Below are 17439 nucleotides of genomic sequence, written 5' to 3'. Positions count from 1 at the left end.
TCTTTTCGTGTTGGTGCTTACGCACTTTTAGTAATTAGGACTACCGCTTCACATGCGATGCCCTCTTTGCGACCTGTAAAACCTAAACGCTCAGTAGTCGTCGCTTTTACATTCACATTGCCAATGCTGGTTTCTAAATCTTGTGCAATAGCTTGGCACATAGAGTCTATATGAGGAGCCATTTTAGGCGCTTGCGCCATGATAGTAATATCTGCATTACCAATCACATAACCTTGCTCTTTTACTCGACGGTACACATCTTTAAGCAATTCACGACTATCTGCGCCTTTCCATTCATCATCCGTATCAGGGAAATGACGACCAATATCACCCGCTGCAATTGAACCCAGTAAAGCATCGCATAATGCGTGCAGGGCAACATCACCGTCTGAGTGTGCGATAAGTCCTTGCTCGTAAGGAATGCTAACGCCACCAATAATTACCGGGCCTTCACCACCAAACTTATGTACATCAAAGCCGTGACCAATACGAATCATCATTATTCCTTATTCTGACTTAAATAAAACTCAGCCAAAGCTAAATCTTCAGGCTGAGTAATCTTAAAATTATCTGAACGCCCCGCTATTAAGGCTGGTGATAAACCTTTCCACTCAAAAGCAGAGGCTTCATCTGTAATTGAAACACCTTGCTCTAACGCCTGACTCAATGCGTTACGTAAAGGCTTAGTTCGAAACATTTGTGGTGTAAGGGCGTGCCATAAATCGGCTCGATCAACGGTATGCTCAACCTGCCCTTGGGCACCTCGCTTCATCGTATCGCGAACAGGCGCAGCTAAAATAGCCCCTACCTCATGGTTCATCGCACCTGAAATCAACTTGTCGATATCACTCAATTGAACACAAGGTCTTGCTGCATCGTGGACCATAACCCAATCACCGAGTTGCTGTCGCGCGATATAATCTAAGGCAGAGAGCACGGAATCAGCTCTCTCGCTCCCACCAGACACTCTGAGCACTTGTGGATTATGATTAAGCGTAAGCTCTGGGTAGTAAGGATCATCGTCACTAACCGCAACCACAATTTGCGACACTTGTGGATGAGAAAGTAACTTCTCAACGGTGTGCTCTAAAATGGTTGTGCCGTGAATCTTAAGATATTGCTTAGGTCGGTCAGCCTTCATTCGGCTACCAATACCAGCTGCTGGTACGACCGCTACAACGCTTTGAAGTTGTGTAGACATTAATGAGATTCCTCACCAATTATGCGGTAAAACGTTTCGCCTTCTTTCACCATCCCAAGCTCATGACGAGCACGCTCTTCTATTGCGTCTAAGCCTTGGCGCAGATCATCAATCTCAGCAAACATTTCTGCATTTCGAATATGCAGCTTTTCATTTACTTGTTGTTGAACTTGGATTTCGTTGTTCACACCGTAGTAATCAGAAATACCATTTTTACCGAGCCACAGTGTATGTTGTAGCCAGCCAAACACTATGAGCAGTACTAAAGCAAAAATTCGCATAACACCTTTCGCCGGTTGAAAAAGAAGGAACTAGAATAAGGCACATATATACCATAATGCGCTTATTGGTGCGAGATATGTGGAGCTAGGGAATAAATAAGTCGGGGGACTATTATTGTTCGTAACACGCGATGAGATTATCAACGCCCTCCTCCGTAGGTCTCGAGAATGACGAATTGTAGGTATAAAAAGGACAGTTTAATAAGTTCACTTTTATACAGGCAAAAAAATACCCCGCATAAGCGAGGCATTTAAAAAGCTTAGATGAATAATTCGCTAGGAATTATTGACCTTTAACTTCTTTAAGACCGTTGAAAGGAGCTTTAGAACCTAGAGCTTCTTCGATACGGATAAGTTGGTTGTACTTAGCAACACGGTCAGAACGGCTCATAGAACCAGTTTTGATTTGACCTGCAGCTGTACCTACCGCTAGATCAGCGATAGTTGCATCTTCAGTTTCGCCAGAACGGTGAGAGATTACTGCAGTGTAGCCAGCGTCTTTAGCCATCTTGATAGCAGCTAAAGTCTCTGTTAGAGAACCGATTTGGTTGAACTTGATAAGGATAGAGTTAGCTACGCCTTTCTCGATACCTTCAGCAAGGATCTTAGTGTTTGTAACGAACAGATCGTCACCAACGATTTGAAGCTTGTCGCCTAGAAGTTCAGTTTGGTGCTTGAAGCCATCCCAATCTGACTCATCAAGACCGTCTTCGATAGAAACGATTGGGAAGTTGTTCGCTAGCTCAGCTAGGTAGTGGTTGAACTCTTCAGAAGTGAAAGTTTTACCTTCGCCCTTCATGTTGTAGATACCAGCTTCTTTGTCGAAGAACTCAGATGCTGCACAGTCCATAGCAAGAGTAACGTCTTTACCTAGTTCGTAACCAGCAGCTGCAACAGCTTCTGCGATAACTTCTAGAGCTTCAGCGTTAGACTTAAGGTTAGGAGCGAAACCACCTTCATCACCAACTGCAGTGCTGTAGCCTTTAGACTTAAGAACTTTAGCTAGGTTGTGGAATACTTCAGCGCCGATACGTAGACCTTCTTTAAGAGTTTTAGCGCCAACTGGTTGGATCATGAACTCTTGGATGTCAACGTTGTTATCTGCGTGCTCACCACCGTTGATGATGTTCATCATTGGTAGAGGCATAGAGAACTGACCAGCAGTACCGTTTAGCTCAGCAATGTGCTCGTATAGAGGCATGCCTTTCGCAGCAGCAGCAGCTTTTGCGTTAGCTAGAGATACAGCTAGGATAGCGTTCGCGCCAAACTTAGACTTGTTATCAGTACCGTCTAGGTCAAGCATGATTTGGTCAACGTCAGCTTGTGCTTTAGCGTCAGAACCTACTAGAGCTTCAGCGATTGGGCCGTTTACAGCTTCAATAGCTTTAAGAACACCTTTACCTAGGAAACGTGATTTGTCGCCGTCACGTAGCTCAAGAGCTTCGCGAGAACCAGTAGATGCGCCAGATGGAGCAGCAGCCATACCTACGAAACCGCCTTCTAGGTGTACTTCAGCTTCTACAGTTGGGTTACCACGTGAATCGATGATTTCACGACCTAGAACTTTAACGATCTTAGACATTGAATGTTTCCTTCTCGTTGAATATATATAAATGTCAAATTTAAAAGGTAGCAGCACAACTTACGCAGCTACCTGTATTCCTTTTTACTTTTCTAATTCGCCGCGCTGATATTCACCAGCTGCTTTAACGAAACCTGCAAACAATGGGTGACCATCGCGAGGTGTTGAAGTGAACTCTGGGTGGAATTGAGCAGCAACGAACCATGGGTGGTTCGGGTTCTCAATAACTTCAACCAGTTTCTTGTCCGCAGATAGACCTGATACTTTTAGGCCCGCTTTTTCAATTTGTGGACGAAGATTATTGTTCACTTCGTAACGGTGACGATGACGTTCATGGATCGTCGCGCTACCGTATAATTCGTAAGCCTTAGTACCTTTAGCAAGGTGACAAAGCTGTGAGCCTAGACGCATAGTACCACCTAGGTCGGATTTTTCAGTACGTTCTTCAACTTTACCTTCGCCGTCGATCCATTCAGTGATTAGGCCAACAACAGGGTATTTAGTTTCCTTACAGAATTCAGAAGAGTGTGCTCCTTCCATCTTCGCAACGTTACGAGCGTACTCAATAAGAGCAACTTGCATACCCAGACAGATACCTAAGTAAGGTACTTTGTTTTCACGAGCGTATTGAGCAGCAAGAATCTTACCTTCAACACCACGATCGCCAAAGCCACCAGGAACTAGGATTGCGTCTAGGCCTTCTAAAATTTCTACGCCTTTTGACTCAACATCTTGAGAGTCTACGTATTTAATTGTGACGCTTAGGCGGTTTTTCAAGCCTGCGTGCTTAAGTGCTTCGTTTACTGATTTGTATGCATCAGGTAGTTCAATGTACTTACCAACCATACCAATCGTCACTTCACCCGTTGGGTTAGCTTCTTCGTAAATTACTTGTTCCCACTCAGACAGATCAGCTTCTGGTGCATTGATACCGAAACGCGTACACACAAGATCATCAATGCCTTGTGCACGGATTAACTGTGGGATCTTGTAGATAGAATCTACGTCTTTCATCGAGATAACGGCTTTTTCTTGTACATTACAGAAAAGAGCAATTTTCTTACGTTCGTTTGCTGGGATAACACGATCTGAACGACAAACTAGGATGTCAGGTTGGATACCGATAGAAAGTAGCTCTTTTACAGAGTGTTGCGTTGGCTTAGTTTTCACTTCACCTGCAGCCGCTAGGTAAGGAACTAGAGTTAAGTGCATGAACATTGCGCGTTCACGACCTAATTCGACAGCTAGCTGACGAATCGCTTCCATGAATGGTAGAGATTCGATGTCACCAACAGTACCACCAACTTCAACAAGCGCGATATCGTGGCCTTTAGCACCAGAGATTACGCGTTCTTTAATAGAGTTAGTAATATGAGGGATAACCTGGATTGTTGCACCTAGGTAATCACCGCGACGTTCATTACGTAGAACGTCAGCATAAACACGACCTGCTGTGAAGTTGTTACGCTTAGTCATCTTGGTGCGAATGAATCGCTCGTAGTGACCAAGGTCAAGGTCAGTTTCAGCGCCATCTTCCGTAACGAACACTTCACCGTGTTGAGTCGGGCTCATAGTGCCTGGATCAACGTTGATGTAAGGGTCAAGCTTCATCATAGTCACTTTAAGACCACGAGCTTCTAAAATAGCCGCAAGAGATGCTGCTGCAATACCTTTACCTAGAGAGGATACAACCCCGCCAGTAACAAAAATGTAATTTGTCGTCATGTTTAACCTGAAATTGGTTGAATGAGGGAAATGGATTACTTCTGGACGGGATGAAAATATACCAGAAGCCCCTTATCGCCACAACGTGAAATCTATCACACTGCTATTTTTTATTTTTTGCTTCAAATCAATTCATGATAAATGCTTTGGTTATCTTTTCTCCGCCACTTTGACTTCATCCCACATAGAATCAAGCTGTTGTAGTGAAAAATCGGTTAAATCCTTATCTTGTTGGCGAACTATTTGTTCGACGCCTTTAAAACGTCGTGAAAATTTCAGGTTTGCTTTTGTCAGAGCCGATTCCGGATTTTTCCCCAGATGTCGGACCAAATTAACCGTCGCAAACAGTAAATCACCCAACTCTTCTTCAACCATGTCTTCATTTGGTGTCACTTGAAGCGCTTCTTCTAGCACCTCATCGACTTCCTCTAAAACCTTATCTGCAACTGGACCGATAGAGTCCCAATCAAAGCCGTATTTTGCGACTTGTTTTTGAATCTTTGTAGCACGCGAAAGTGCGGGCAGAGAGTTTGGTATTGAGTCTAGAATACTTTCCTGAGTTTTTCCTGCCTCGGCTTTTTCTTTGGCCTTTTCAGCTTCCCAGTTAGCATTAATTTCTTCATCACTTGCAAATTCGGTATCAGAAAAAACATGCGGATGGCGGCGTGTTAGTTTCTCATTGATACCGTCGACCACATCAGAGAACTCAAACAAGCCCTGCTCTTTTGCTAATTGGCTGTAGAAGATTACCTGAAACAACAAGTCACCCAACTCTTCTTGCAGGTTCGGCCAGTCTTTGTTGTAAATCGCGTCCACCACCTCATATGTTTCTTCGATAGTATGCGGCACAATTGTTTCAAAGTTTTGTTTCAAATCCCAAGGACAGCCACCTTCAGGATCGCGCAGCTTAGTCATAATCTGTTCAAGTTGTTCAATCGGGTGATTCATCGTTTTCTTCCTATTCACTGTCTTTGATTTTTTAAATTTATAGCTTCACTGAAACTAAAAGGTACTCAAACTAAAAGATATTAGAACTAAAAAAGGTGAGCAGCCAAAACCACTCACCTTTGTTGATACTGTCTAATTCTCTAAATAATTGAAACTGTGGCTAGGCGACAAGCAAGCGAAACTCCTGAGCATAGCTTGTCTATGTGATGAGCCTGGGCCGGCACTCCGGAGTGCGCGCAGGCAACAACGCCATCAGCTTCAAGTATGACGAGAATTTTAGCCTAGGCGTTTTACGCTCATGACATCTTTGATTTGTTCTACTCGGCTAGTCACTCGACTCAGAATTTCAATATTGGTCACTTCCAAATCAAAATCCATCACCGATAGCTGACGTTTGTAGTCGATACGGCTCTTCATTGTCGTCACACTAATCTTTTCATTTGAAAACAAAGAGGTGATATCTTTCAATAAGCCATTCCGCTCTAGCGCTTCAACACGCAGCGTTAGGATATATGATCCAACGAAGCCATTACCCCAGACGGTATCAATGATACGCTCTGGTGCGTGCAGGTGAAGCTCACCTAATTGCTCACAATCAGCCCGGTGAACTGAGATACCACGCCCTTGAGTGATATAACCTTTGATTGTATCGCCAGGGATAGGTTGGCAACAACGCGCTAAATGCGTCATCAGGTTATCAACGCCTTCAACGACAACCGCATCTTTCTTAGGGCGGCTTTGTTGCGCGGGTTTGTTTTCTGACTCAAGCAGTTTCTCTAACGCTTTTTTGTCTTCTTCTTCCGCTGTTGGTTTGTTAACCAAGGCATTAATGTGATTAACCACTTGGTTAATACGCAAATCGCCACTACCAATACCAGCATAGAGTTCATCTGGCGTATTTACATTGAAACGTTTCAAAGCATATTGATCGGCATCTTTTAGGGTTGCACCCACTTTGGCTAGTTCAACCTCAAGGATGTCTCGACCCGCTTCTAGATTTTTCTCACGACTTTGAGCACGGAACCATGCGTTAATTTTTGCACGAGCACGACCAGAATGAACGAAGCCTGTGGTTGGGTTTAGCCAGTCACGTGAAGGGTTCGGTTCTTTCTGGGTGATGATTTCAACTTGATCACCCATTGATAGCTTATGAGTGAATGGGACGATTCGACCAGCAACTTTGGCACCGATACAACGGTGTCCAACCATCGAGTGGATGTGGTAAGCGAAGTCCAGTGGGGTTGCACCCATAGGTAAATCAACCACGTCACCTCGTGGTGTAAAGGCATAAACGCGGTCATCGAATACTTGGCTACGAACTTCATCCAGCATCTCGCCAGAATCAGACATCTCTTCTTGCCAGTCGATAAGTTTACGCAACCAAGTAATTTTCTCGTCGTAACCACTGCGTCCGCTTGAAGCACCTTCTTTGTACTTCCAGTGCGCAGCGACACCAAGCTCAGAGTCTTCATGCATCTGCTTGGTACGGATTTGAATCTCAATGGTCTTGCCTTCAGGGCCCAGAACTACAGTATGAATTGATTGGTAACCATTTGGCTTAGGGTTCGCCACGTAGTCATCAAATTCACTTGGTAAGTGTTTGTATTTGGTGTGAACCACACCCAAACCGGCATAACAGTCTTGCAGTTGATCTGCGATAATACGCACTGCACGCACATCAAAAAGCTCATCAAACGCTAAGCCTTTCTTCTGCATTTTACGCCAGATACTGTAGATGTGTTTTGGTCGACCGCTGACTTCCGCATTAATGCTTGAACGCTTCATTTCTGCCGTTAAGTCATCAACAAAGTCTGTGATGTATTGTTCTCGGACGATACGACGCTCAGACAGCTGTTTAGCAATCTGCTTATAAGTGTCGGGTTGTTGATAACGGAACGCGTAATCTTCGATTTCCCACTTCAGCTGACCAATACCTAAACGGTTAGCAAGTGGAGCATAAATATTAGAACACTCTTTTGCTGCCGCACGGCGCACAGAATCAGGGGCCTTTTTCACTTCAATAAGGTTACAAATTCGCTCTGCTAGCTTGATGACTACGCAGCGGAAGTCGTCGACCATCGCCAGTAGCATACGACGAACGTTATCGACTTGACCCGAGGCAGCACTGCCTTCAAGGGTCACGTTTAGCTGGCCTAACGCCGCCATTTCTTCAACGCCATCAATCAGCTTTACGGTTTCTTTGCCGTAGTATTCTTCAAACGCTTCACGCTCAAAAACACCACTTGAGACGACTGGGAAAAGTTGTGCAGCGATCAACGTCGCACGGTCCATAGACAGCGTAACCAAGATTTCGATCATCTCACGCCCACGCCAAAGCAGGAGAGACGCTTGATCGTGATCTTTTAACAGCTCTTCACAGTGACGATAAACTTTGATCAGTTTATTCGAGGTCTTTGCGTCTTGATTCAATGACGCAATCCAACTTTCTAGCTCAAACTGTTCGCTTGGGTTTAAATGTGCGCTTCTTACCGCAACCATCATGCCTTCCTAGTTATTATGTTTTATACCCAATTCAATATGACTAACTGATTCCAAGTTAGTTCGACCATATTGATATCAGCGCAGGCTTTCCTGCACCTTTTTGATTCATTTTGAAGCCTTATTTAGAGGCCTCTAAGCCTTGATAAAGAGAGCCATCGATTCTAGATGACTGGTGTGCGGGAACATGTCTAGCATACACAATTTGGCCAATTGATAGCCTTGTTTTTCTAAGCTCTCAGAATCTCTAGCTAGAGTAGCAGGATTACACGAAACATAAACCACACGCTTCGCTCCTAGCGCTGAAATTTGATCAACGATCCCACTCGCTCCAGCACGGGCAGGGTCAAGCAATATTTTATCAAATTTCTCTTTTGCCCAAGGTTGTGAAGACAGCTCTTCTTCTAGGTTTGCTTGGTAGAAATCCGTATTGCTTAACTGGTTTAATGCTGCATTAGATGTGGCCTGTTGGACCATTTCATCTACACCTTCAACACCCACCACAAATGCCGATTGTTGCGCGATCGGTAAACTGAAGTTACCCAGGCCGCAGAACAGATCAAGCACTCGCTCATCGGCTTGAGGTTCTAGCCATTCAATCGCTTGAGCAACCATTTGCTGGTTCACTTTCTGGTTTACTTGAATAAAGTGGTTTGGTTCAAACGGTAACATTACGCCAGTTTCGCTATAAGAAGGCGTATCGCCAACTAAACGAATAAGCTTGTCCGTTTCTGGCATAGTATACAACGTAGCACCTTCAACTTTAGCGAGTGCAATCAATGCTTGCTCATCTTTCTCAACCAAAGGCTTAAGATGACGTAGCACCATAACAGGGCCAGTATCGCCCAAAACCAATTCAACGTGTCCTAAAGACGTAAGGTTGCTGAAAGTATTGAGTAAACTTTTCAGCTTTGGCAGCAATATATTAAGGTGAGGATCCAGTACAGCACAGTCGGTGATGTTTTCAATCTGCTTACTTTGTTTCTTACGGAAACCGAATTGAAGCTGTTGTGTCTTCTTGTCAACAAATAGGCTGATACGCGCGCGACGTCGATAACCGGTTTCATCACCTACAATCGGCTGAGTAACTTCAGTATTCGCCGTTTGATATTGGCTCATCAAATGCGTCAAAGATTGTGATTTATGCTCAACCTGAGAAGAGTAACCAAGATGTTGAAGGTGACAGCCACCACACTGATTAAAGTGATTACAAAATGGCTTTAATCGCAGCTCACTCGGTTTAAGTAATTTGATAAGTTTTGCTCGCGAAAACTTACTTTTGCTCTCAGTAAGTTGAATAACCACCTGCTCACCTGGCAATGCGCCATCAATGAAAACGGGTTTATTCTTCTGATAAGCGATGCCAGCGCCATTGTGATCCATTCGTTCAACCAAAACCGATTGATGCTTGGTCTCGAGTTGAGTTTTCTTTTTTGGTTGGAAAAAACGTGCCATTGCTTGTGCCTAATGTATCTTTTAATAAGTAATTGGTATCCAGGACTCACTATTATGTCTTGGAATCATTGTCGAACGTCACGGCTTTGATTAAGCTTACCGTTCACTTAACCGCCATTGTGTGCGTTATTTTCCCATATCCAGACCTCGATGTAATTAAAGAACATGACCAGATATGGCTTAAGAGCCCGTGTAATTACCTTAACTCTAGCTCCAACCCTGATTATTGGGCTGCTATTGAGTGCATTTTTCTCATTTAACCGCTATCAAGACCTTGAGGGTCAAGTGGTTAATACTGGTACTAGCATCATTGAACCACTGGCGATTGCGAGTGAATCAGGCATGAAACTCGAAAGTCGAGAGTCTGTTCGTCAGTTGATTAGCTATGCGCATCGAAAAAATTCTAAACTGGTGCGCAGTATCGCGGTATTTGATGAACGCCATGAGCTGTTTGTAACCTCAAACTTCCACCCAGACTTCGAAAGCCTTACCTACCCTAAAGATAAACCGATTCCGCATTTAAGCTCATCGAACCTACTCGATAACACGCTGATTCTTCGGACGCCTATCATCGCTGAGGGTCAATACATCAACTCAGCCAATGGGCAGTCTCAAGCCAACCAAGCGATCGGTTATATTGCGATAGAGTTAGACCTGTCATCACTGCGATTACAGCAGTATCAAGAGGTGTTCTCTGCTTTCTTGGTATTAATTCTTGGGCTTGGGCTCTCTGGTGTATTTGCTTTTCGCTTGATGCATGACGTAACGCAACCGATCACACACATGAAAAATATGGTCGACCGAATTCGTCGTGGTCATCTCGATGTGCGTATCGAAGGAAAAATGCATGGTGAGCTAGACTCATTGAAAAACGGTATCAACGCGATGGCGGTATCGCTATCAGAATACCACGTCGAAATGCAGCACAGTATCGACCAAGCGACCTCAGATCTACGTGAAACGCTGGAGCAGTTAGAAATTCAAAACGTTGAGTTAGACATCGCGAAAAAACGAGCTCAAGAAGCGGCGCGAGTTAAGTCTGAATTTTTAGCGAATATGTCTCACGAACTGAGAACGCCGCTGAACGGGGTGATTGGTTTTACTCGTCAGATGCTTAAGACGCACCTATCGAACAGTCAAACTGATTACCTGCAAACCATTGAACGCTCAGCCAACAACCTGCTTAGCATCATCAACGATATCTTGGACTTCTCGAAACTTGAAGCCGGCAAACTGGCTCTAGAGAACATTCCATTTGAGTTCCAAGCTAGCCTTGAAGAGGTAGTGAACCTTCAAGCAACCAATGCTCATGAGAAAGGGCTAGAGTTGACGCTTAAGATCGATCCGAAAGTTCCACCAGGTGTGGTAGGAGACCCACTCCGAATCCAGCAAATTCTAACCAACCTAGTAGGTAACTCAATCAAATTCACTGAGCGTGGCAACATAGACATCAGTGTTGAACTACGCTCTCAAACCGAAGATAGCATTGAGCTACAGTTCATGGTTCGAGATACCGGCATTGGTATCTCTGAGCGCCAACAAGCTCAACTATTCCAAGCGTTCAGCCAAGCCGATGCAAGTATTTCTCGTCGTTATGGCGGTACTGGTTTAGGCCTAGTTATTACCCAAAAGCTGGTGAGCCAGATGGGAGGAGAGATAAGCTTAACCAGTCGCCTACACCAAGGTTCTACGTTCTGGTTTACGTTGAGACTTTCTTCTACCGATATGCCAATGACAGAGCTTATCGAAACACAGTGCCTACAAGACAAACAGCTCCTGCTGATCGAACCAAATATGCAAGCGGCATCGATCACTCAGCAGATCTTGACCCAAGAAGGCTTAGTGGTCACTTATCGTTCGGTGATGCCGGACGAGTCTACCTCGTATGACTACGTTCTACTCAACCTTGCTGCAAATCAAGAATACCAATTTGATACCGTAAGTGGTTGGGCTATTGGCGCTAAGAAGATCGCTCAAAATGTAATTATAGGAACACCAAGTACCGAACTCGCGCTGGGTGAGCAATTAATGAAAGAGGTCGATGTTCAGTGCATAACCAAACCTCTCTCTCGTAAAAAACTGTTGCAAACTCTCGTCTCTAATCAGGCGCCAACCTTGATTGCACCAGCGATTGAGACTCACTCGGAAGAGAAGTTGCCGCTCACGGTATTAGCGGTTGATGACAACCCAGCCAACCTTAAATTGATTACCGCGTTGCTAAAAGAACGTGTAGAAACGGTCATAAGTTGCACCAGTGGTCAGCAAGCGATCGACAAGGCAACAGAAACACACTTTGATATCGTCTTCATGGACATTCAAATGCCTCAAATGGACGGTGTAACCGCCTGTCAGAACATTAAGAAACTGGCTAATAATGCGAATACACCCGTGATAGCCGTGACAGCTCATGCCATGATTGGCGAACGTGATCGACTGCTTGCAGCAGGTATGGATGACTACCTCACCAAGCCAATTGAAGAGCACGTTTTACAACAGGTGTTGATACATTGGAGTTCGACATCAGAGGTTGAGCACATTGAAAAAATAGATCCAGCGCATCCGGCGGTATCCACTGAAATAGACAGTAGTCAAATATCAGAAACAGAAGCGAACGAACATAAGAACATCATCATTGATTGGCAAGCAGCAATGAAACAAGCCGCCAACAAAGAAGATCTCGCACGCGATATGCTGAAGATGCTAGTGGACTTTATCCCTGAGGTTTATGAGGCCGCAGATAAGGCCATTGAAGACAGTGATTACCCAGTTGAACAGTTGATACACATAATCCATAAGATGCATGGCAGCAGTTCATACAGTGGTGTCCCAAGGCTAAAATCGGTTTGTGCGACGATAGAGAAAGAGTTACGTTCAGGCACTTCCGTTGAAGATATCGAGCCAGAACTTTTTGAACTTCAAGATGAATTAGATAAGGTTCAAGCAACCGCAATTCATTATTTGAAACCGGCCAAGAGATAACAGCGGTAGAACGGCTGAGCGCTCTAAATGTAGATCAATAAAAAGCAGAGCCTATGAGCTCTGCTTTTTTTGTCTAATTCTGAATTCGAACTAGATTAAGATTAGCGGTAATCTGTTTATGATTCGAGTAAGACCGTTGCTACTGCATAATACCGCTCATCGGAAATAGTCAGATGGATCGACTTGGTTCCACTTGCTTCCGCAATTTCACGCGCTTTTTTATGCAGACTCAATACGGGCTTGCCATGCTCATCATTAGAAACCTCAAAGTCGTGAAAGGTCACACCAAGCGCGATGCCGGTGCCTAACGCCTTAGATGCAGCTTCTTTTGCCGCAAAACGCTTCGCAAGATAACGCCCTTTCTGCTTGAGTTGCTGAAATACTTCAAACTCAGAATCCGTCAAAATTCGCTGTGCGAAAGCGTCACCACTTCTCGACAACGCCTTTTCGACACGTTCAATTTCTGCGATATCTGTACCTAATCCAACAACAGCCATGTTTACCCTACTACCAAATTTCTATCGATTAACTTTAACTATTTTACTGATTAACCGCTTAACGCTTACTACTAAACTACTTACTCGTTAAAGAACTAAGCGTTGTTGCGTGCTGTCTCCATTACGGCTTTCATGTCTGCAACGGCTTTGTTTAAACCATCAAAGACTGCGCGTCCCATGATCGAGTGGCCAATGTTCAGCTCATAGATCTCTGGAAGTGCCGCAATCGGTGCAACGTTATGGTAAGTCAGACCATGACCTGCATTAACTGTAATACCAAGATCATCAGCGTAGCTTGCGCCTGCTGCAATTTTTTTCAGTTCGTCTTGTTGGTCTTCTTCTGTTTTCGCGTCAGCATAGTGGCCAGTGTGCAGTTCAATGAACGGTGCGCCACACGCTTTTGCCGCATCGATTTGCTCACGGTCAGCATCGATAAACAGAGATACTTTGATACCAGCAGCCGACAGTTTCTCTGTCGCCGCTTTGATCTTTTCAAGCTGACCAACCACATCCAAGCCACCTTCAGTCGTCAGTTCTTCACGCTTTTCTGGAACCAGACAAACAAACTCAGGGTTAGTATCGAGTGCAATTTGAACCATCTCGTCCGTCACTGCCATCTCTAAATTCATACGAGTTTGAATAGTTTCAGCCAGAATACGTACATCGCGATCAACAATATGACGGCGATCTTCGCGCAAGTGAATGGTAATGCCATCTGCACCCGCACGTTCAGCAATTTCAGCTGCGTGTACTGGATCTGGGTATTTAGTACCACGTGCATTACGCAGTGTTGCAATATGGTCGATATTAACGCCTAAAAGGATTGAGCTCATTTTCCAATACTCCGTGCTCTAGAGAGAGCTATTGTTGGCATAAATAGCTCTCTACTTTTTAATGGTTTGCCGCCAAGATACGGCTTTAAGGCTATGCGTGTAAAGCGTTTTGCCGCTTTTAACTGCTCTTTAGTGATAAACCTACGTTCGCTGATTGCGATAAGTTCATCGCCCATGAATGTCAGGTTATCTCTGCGTATCGAAGCGATGAAGCCTTTCTGTTCTCGATAGCGATAAGTCATACTAGGATCAATCGTTTCACCGGTGCCCGCGCAATGTAAAAAGTCGACGCCGTATCCCATAGCGGATAATAGAGCCAACTCAAAACGACGCAGCGCTGGCTCAGGGTTCTCATTATGAGCCAGTTCTGTTAAAGCATGAAGATAGTCGTGAAAAAGGGCAGGCATGGCGACTTCAGCCATCAATACTCGGCCGATTAACTCGTTCACATACATAGCTGAATACAGATTGATACCGGCGAGGGGAAGCCCTAAGCTAATAGGCTCAGCTTGGCGTAACGTTTTCATTGAACCATTGCCTGACCACTTAAGCAGTAGCGGCGTAAAAGGTTGCAATGCACCTTTCAAATTGGAACGCTTACTTCGAGCGCCTTTAGACATCAACGTCACCCGACCGAACTCTTCACTGAAGACATCCAGAATCAGGCTCGACTCACTGTATGGTCGACGGTGCAACACAAAGCATCGCTGTAACCCTTCGCTCAATCACTTACCCTTATTACAGATACAAAAAGAGAGAGTTCGCACTCTCTCTTGGATTTATATTTAGTTCAACTTTCTTATCGAAGAAAGTGATACTCAGCCTATATTATAGATCGTCGATGTAACCTAGTGAACGAAGTGCACGTTCATCATCAGCCCAACCAGATTTAACCTTGACCCAAGTCTCTAGGTAAACCTTACGACCGAATAGCTCTTCCATATCGATACGCGCTTCACGACCAATCGTCTTGATCTTCTCACCCGCTTTACCAATCACCATTTTCTTCTGACCAGTACGCTCAACAAGAATCAGTGCATTGATATGGAAACCATCGTTATCTGGGTTGTAATCAAAACGTTCGATTTCAACCGTCACCGAATAAGGTAGCTCATCACCTGTAAAGCGCATTAGCTTTTCACGGATGATTTCAGATGCCATAAAACGTTGCGAGCGATCAGTCACATACTCTTCAGGGAAGTGATGTGTCGCTTGCGGTAAATGCTCACGTACGTGCTTACGCAGTACATCAATGTTTTTACCTTGCTTCGCCGAAATAGGTACAACATCAACGAATTCCATCTTCTTAGAGACTTCCATCATGTGTTGCATTACATCTGTACGGTCTTGAACGTTATCTACTTTGTTAATACAAAGTACCACTGGGAAATCTGTTTTTCTCAGCTTATTCAATACCATTTCATCATCTTCAGTCCAATGTGTACCGTCAACAAGGAAGAATACTAGGTTCACATCACTCAGTGAGCTATTCGCCGCACGGTTCATCAAGCGGTTGATTGCACGCTTTTCTTCAATATGAAGTCCAGGAGTATCAACAAAAATCGCTTGGTAATCACCTTCAGTTTCTACGCCCATAATACGGTGACGTGTCGTCTGAGGTTTACGTGATGTAATAGAAATTTTCTGTCCCAGAATATGGTTCAGAAGCGTCGACTTACCTACGTTTGGGCGACCGACAATAGCGATGAAGCCACAGTGTTGGTTTTCCGGTAGGCCCGTTTTTTTGCTATCAGATGAAAAGAATGCATCGATATCGAAATCTTGATTGTTATCAGACATTGCTTAGTTGCTCTAATGCTGTTTCAGCAGCCGCTTGTTCTGCCTTGCGGCGGCTAGTGCCTTTACCGATAACAGGTTTATCCACACCTGCCACTTCACACTCAACCGTAAACTCTTGGTTGTGTGCTTCACCTTTAATATTAGTCACTGTGTAGACAGGTAGAGGATTTCTTCGACCTTGCAAAAACTCTTGTAGACGAGTTTTCGGATCTTTTTGAGATACTCCAGGCTGAATAGCATCTAGGCGAGATTGGTACCAGCTTAAAATAATGCCGCGAACCACTTCGGTGTCACTATCTAAATAGACAGCACCGATGATCGCTTCGACAGCATCCGCTAGAATAGAATCGCGACGGAAACCGCCACTCTTCAACTCACCTGGACCTAATTTTAAGTAATCTCCTAGTTCGAATTCACGACCTAGTTCTGCCAATGTATGACCACGTACTAATGTTGCGCGCATGCGGCTCATATCACCTTCGTTTACCTTAGGAAAACGGTGGTAAAGATCATCAGCGATAACAAAACTTAAAATTGAATCGCCCAGAAACTCAAGACGTTCGTTATGTTTACCTGCGGCGCTGCGGTGAGTCAGCGCCAAGTGGATAAGATCGGCATCATTAAACTGATAGCCAATCTTTCTCTCTAGTTTATCAATTGGAGAATTCATGCTCTCTCGATGTGTTATGTGATCGATTAATGAATCCCACCGATGCGATTAAAACGCACACCAGTAGGAATCCATGTTGGAAGTATACTGTCTGAACCGCGTTCGAATTCGAAGCTGATCCAAATAGCAACAGCCTTACCAACAAGGTTTGCTTCAGGGACAAAGCCCCAGTAACGGCTATCGGCACTGTTGTCACGGTTATCACCCATCACAAAGTACTGGCCTTCTGGAACGACCCATTCATTAACACCATTGCGAGGCTGATATGCTTGCACACGATCACGACGTAATGGGTTAACTAAAATCTGGTGCTCTACGTCTCCAAGCTGTTCGTTCAGCTGAATCAGAGGCACACCATCTTGAATAAATTGACTTTCTTCAACGTTACTTAGTTTCACTGGTTCACAGCTACTTGTACCCTTCGCCTGAATACAGATCTCTTTACGACTGCTGTAGCGAATCGTATCACCTGGCATACCAACAACACGCTTAATGTAGTCAATGTTCGGCTGAGGTGGATACTTAAATACGATTGAGTCACCGCGTTCTGGTTTGCCTGTTTCTACCAATTGAGTTCGCCATACTGGGTCTTTCAGACCGTACGCGTACTTCTCTACCAAGATGAAATCACCAACCAAAAGGGTTGGCATCATCGAGCCAGAAGGGATTTGAAACGGTTCATAGATGAATGAACGCAAGATCAAAACAAATGCAATTACCGGGAAAATAGACACACTGTTCTCAACCCACCAAGGCTGAGCCGTAACTTTTGCGCTGATTTCAGCGTCTAGGCCATTCGATTGTGCTTCAACGTCAGCAAGCTTTTGCTGGCGCTTCTTCGCCCACACAAACTTTTCCAACGCCCATACAATGCCGGTTACTAGAGTTACGATCACTAAGATAAGCGAAAATGTGTTAGCCATTGATATCCCTTAAATTTCATTTCTTTAAAAATAACGAAAGTGAAAG

15 protein-coding genes are annotated in these 17439 nt (G+C 44.4%); 1 reads left to right on the top strand and 14 read right to left on the bottom strand.

Features of this window, described 5'->3' with window-relative positions; genetic code table 11:
- Positions 1–17: 17 nt before the first annotated feature.
- From ispF to rlmD, 8 genes are all read right to left on the bottom strand, one after another.
- Positions 18–497: a 2-C-methyl-D-erythritol 2,4-cyclodiphosphate synthase gene (gene ispF / locus SJY39_RS03985; protein WP_010435793.1), complete on the bottom strand. Its 480-nt coding sequence runs from the start codon at positions 495–497 to the stop codon at positions 18–20.
- 2 nt (positions 498–499) lie between these two features.
- Positions 500–1201 (bottom strand): 2-C-methyl-D-erythritol 4-phosphate cytidylyltransferase, encoded by a 702-nt coding sequence (gene ispD, locus SJY39_RS03980; protein ID WP_010435790.1) that lies wholly within the window; start codon positions 1199–1201, stop codon positions 500–502.
- A complete protein-coding gene (gene ftsB, locus SJY39_RS03975) occupies positions 1201–1482 on the bottom strand; it encodes a cell division protein FtsB (RefSeq protein WP_010435786.1) in 282 nt (93 codons plus the stop codon). Before ftsB ends, ispD begins: the two co-directional genes overlap by 1 nt.
- A 283-nt stretch (positions 1483–1765) precedes the next feature.
- A complete protein-coding gene (eno, locus tag SJY39_RS03970; protein ID WP_010435783.1) occupies positions 1766–3064 on the bottom strand; it encodes a phosphopyruvate hydratase in 1299 nt (432 codons plus the stop codon).
- A gap of 84 nt (positions 3065–3148) precedes the next feature.
- Positions 3149–4789: a CTP synthase gene (locus SJY39_RS03965; protein WP_010435781.1), complete on the bottom strand. Its 1641-nt coding sequence runs from the start codon at positions 4787–4789 to the stop codon at positions 3149–3151.
- 150 nt (positions 4790–4939) lie between these two features.
- Positions 4940–5737: a nucleoside triphosphate pyrophosphohydrolase gene (mazG, locus tag SJY39_RS03960; RefSeq protein WP_016793491.1), complete on the bottom strand. Its 798-nt coding sequence runs from the start codon at positions 5735–5737 to the stop codon at positions 4940–4942.
- A 276-nt stretch (positions 5738–6013) separates the two neighbouring features.
- Entirely contained in the window at positions 6014–8236 is a 2223-nt protein-coding gene (gene relA, locus SJY39_RS03955; protein WP_016793492.1) for a GTP diphosphokinase, read from the bottom strand.
- Between the two features lie 135 nt (positions 8237–8371).
- The gene (gene rlmD, locus SJY39_RS03950) at positions 8372–9691 is read right to left on the bottom strand and encodes a 23S rRNA (uracil(1939)-C(5))-methyltransferase RlmD (protein WP_016793493.1); all 1320 of its coding nucleotides are present in this window, start codon (positions 9689–9691) and stop codon (positions 8372–8374) included.
- Between the two features lie 165 nt (positions 9692–9856).
- Here rlmD and barA point away from each other — a divergent pair, with 165 nt between their 5' ends.
- Complete coding sequence (gene barA / locus SJY39_RS03945) at positions 9857–12670, top strand: two-component sensor histidine kinase BarA (protein ID WP_010435772.1); 2814 nt, start codon at positions 9857–9859, stop codon at positions 12668–12670.
- Between the two features lie 116 nt (positions 12671–12786).
- Here the strand turns inward: barA and acpS are convergent, their stop codons facing one another.
- From acpS to lepB, 6 genes are all read right to left on the bottom strand, one after another.
- Complete coding sequence (gene acpS, locus SJY39_RS03940) at positions 12787–13167, bottom strand: holo-ACP synthase (protein WP_065100291.1); 381 nt, start codon at positions 13165–13167, stop codon at positions 12787–12789.
- 95 nt (positions 13168–13262) lie between these two features.
- The gene (gene pdxJ / locus SJY39_RS03935; protein ID WP_009847651.1) at positions 13263–14000 is read right to left on the bottom strand and encodes a pyridoxine 5'-phosphate synthase; all 738 of its coding nucleotides are present in this window, start codon (positions 13998–14000) and stop codon (positions 13263–13265) included.
- Positions 13997–14725 carry a DNA repair protein RecO gene (recO, locus tag SJY39_RS03930; RefSeq protein WP_010435765.1) on the bottom strand — a complete coding sequence of 243 codons (729 nt, stop codon included), beginning with the start codon at positions 14723–14725 and terminating at the stop codon, positions 13997–13999. The genes pdxJ and recO overlap by 4 nt, the downstream gene beginning before the upstream one ends.
- A 103-nt stretch (positions 14726–14828) precedes the next feature.
- Entirely contained in the window at positions 14829–15800 is a 972-nt protein-coding gene (era, locus tag SJY39_RS03925) for a GTPase Era (RefSeq protein WP_065100292.1), read from the bottom strand.
- Positions 15793–16470 carry a ribonuclease III gene (gene rnc / locus SJY39_RS03920; protein WP_010435759.1) on the bottom strand — a complete coding sequence of 226 codons (678 nt, stop codon included), beginning with the start codon at positions 16468–16470 and terminating at the stop codon, positions 15793–15795. Before rnc ends, era begins: the two co-directional genes overlap by 8 nt.
- A 26-nt stretch (positions 16471–16496) precedes the next feature.
- The gene (gene lepB, locus SJY39_RS03915) at positions 16497–17393 is read right to left on the bottom strand and encodes a signal peptidase I (protein WP_016792824.1); all 897 of its coding nucleotides are present in this window, start codon (positions 17391–17393) and stop codon (positions 16497–16499) included.
- Between the last annotated feature and the right edge of the window lie 46 nt (positions 17394–17439).

It is taken from the genome of Vibrio sp. R78045, assembly GCF_042466085.1.
GTDB lineage: Bacteria > Pseudomonadota > Gammaproteobacteria > Enterobacterales > Vibrionaceae > Vibrio > Vibrio cyclitrophicus.
The sequence above is the reverse complement of the archived record's forward strand: the minus strand, read 5'-3'. Positions and strand labels throughout refer to the sequence as shown.

Coding starts and splice junctions, on each gene's coding strand:
- ispF (WP_010435793.1), bottom strand. CDS start 497: ATGATTCGTATTGGTCACGGCTTTGATGTACATAAGTTTGGTGGTGAA.
- ispD (WP_010435790.1), bottom strand. CDS start 1,201: ATGTCTACACAACTTCAAAGCGTTGTAGCGGTCGTACCAGCAGCTGGT.
- ftsB (WP_010435786.1), bottom strand. CDS start 1,482: ATGCGAATTTTTGCTTTAGTACTGCTCATAGTGTTTGGCTGGCTACAA.
- eno (WP_010435783.1), bottom strand. CDS start 3,064: ATGTCTAAGATCGTTAAAGTTCTAGGTCGTGAAATCATCGATTCACGT.
- SJY39_RS03965 (WP_010435781.1), bottom strand. CDS start 4,789: ATGACGACAAATTACATTTTTGTTACTGGCGGGGTTGTATCCTCTCTA.
- mazG (WP_016793491.1), bottom strand. CDS start 5,737: ATGAATCACCCGATTGAACAACTTGAACAGATTATGACTAAGCTGCGC.
- relA (WP_016793492.1), bottom strand. CDS start 8,236: ATGGTTGCGGTAAGAAGCGCACATTTAAACCCAAGCGAACAGTTTGAG.
- rlmD (WP_016793493.1), bottom strand. CDS start 9,691: ATGGCACGTTTTTTCCAACCAAAAAAGAAAACTCAACTCGAGACCAAG.
- barA (WP_010435772.1), top strand. CDS start 9,857: ATGACCAGATATGGCTTAAGAGCCCGTGTAATTACCTTAACTCTAGCT.
- acpS (WP_065100291.1), bottom strand. CDS start 13,167: ATGGCTGTTGTTGGATTAGGTACAGATATCGCAGAAATTGAACGTGTC.
- pdxJ (WP_009847651.1), bottom strand. CDS start 14,000: ATGAGCTCAATCCTTTTAGGCGTTAATATCGACCATATTGCAACACTG.
- era (WP_065100292.1), bottom strand. CDS start 15,800: ATGTCTGATAACAATCAAGATTTCGATATCGATGCATTCTTTTCATCT.
- rnc (WP_010435759.1), bottom strand. CDS start 16,470: ATGAATTCTCCAATTGATAAACTAGAGAGAAAGATTGGCTATCAGTTT.
- lepB (WP_016792824.1), bottom strand. CDS start 17,393: ATGGCTAACACATTTTCGCTTATCTTAGTGATCGTAACTCTAGTAACC.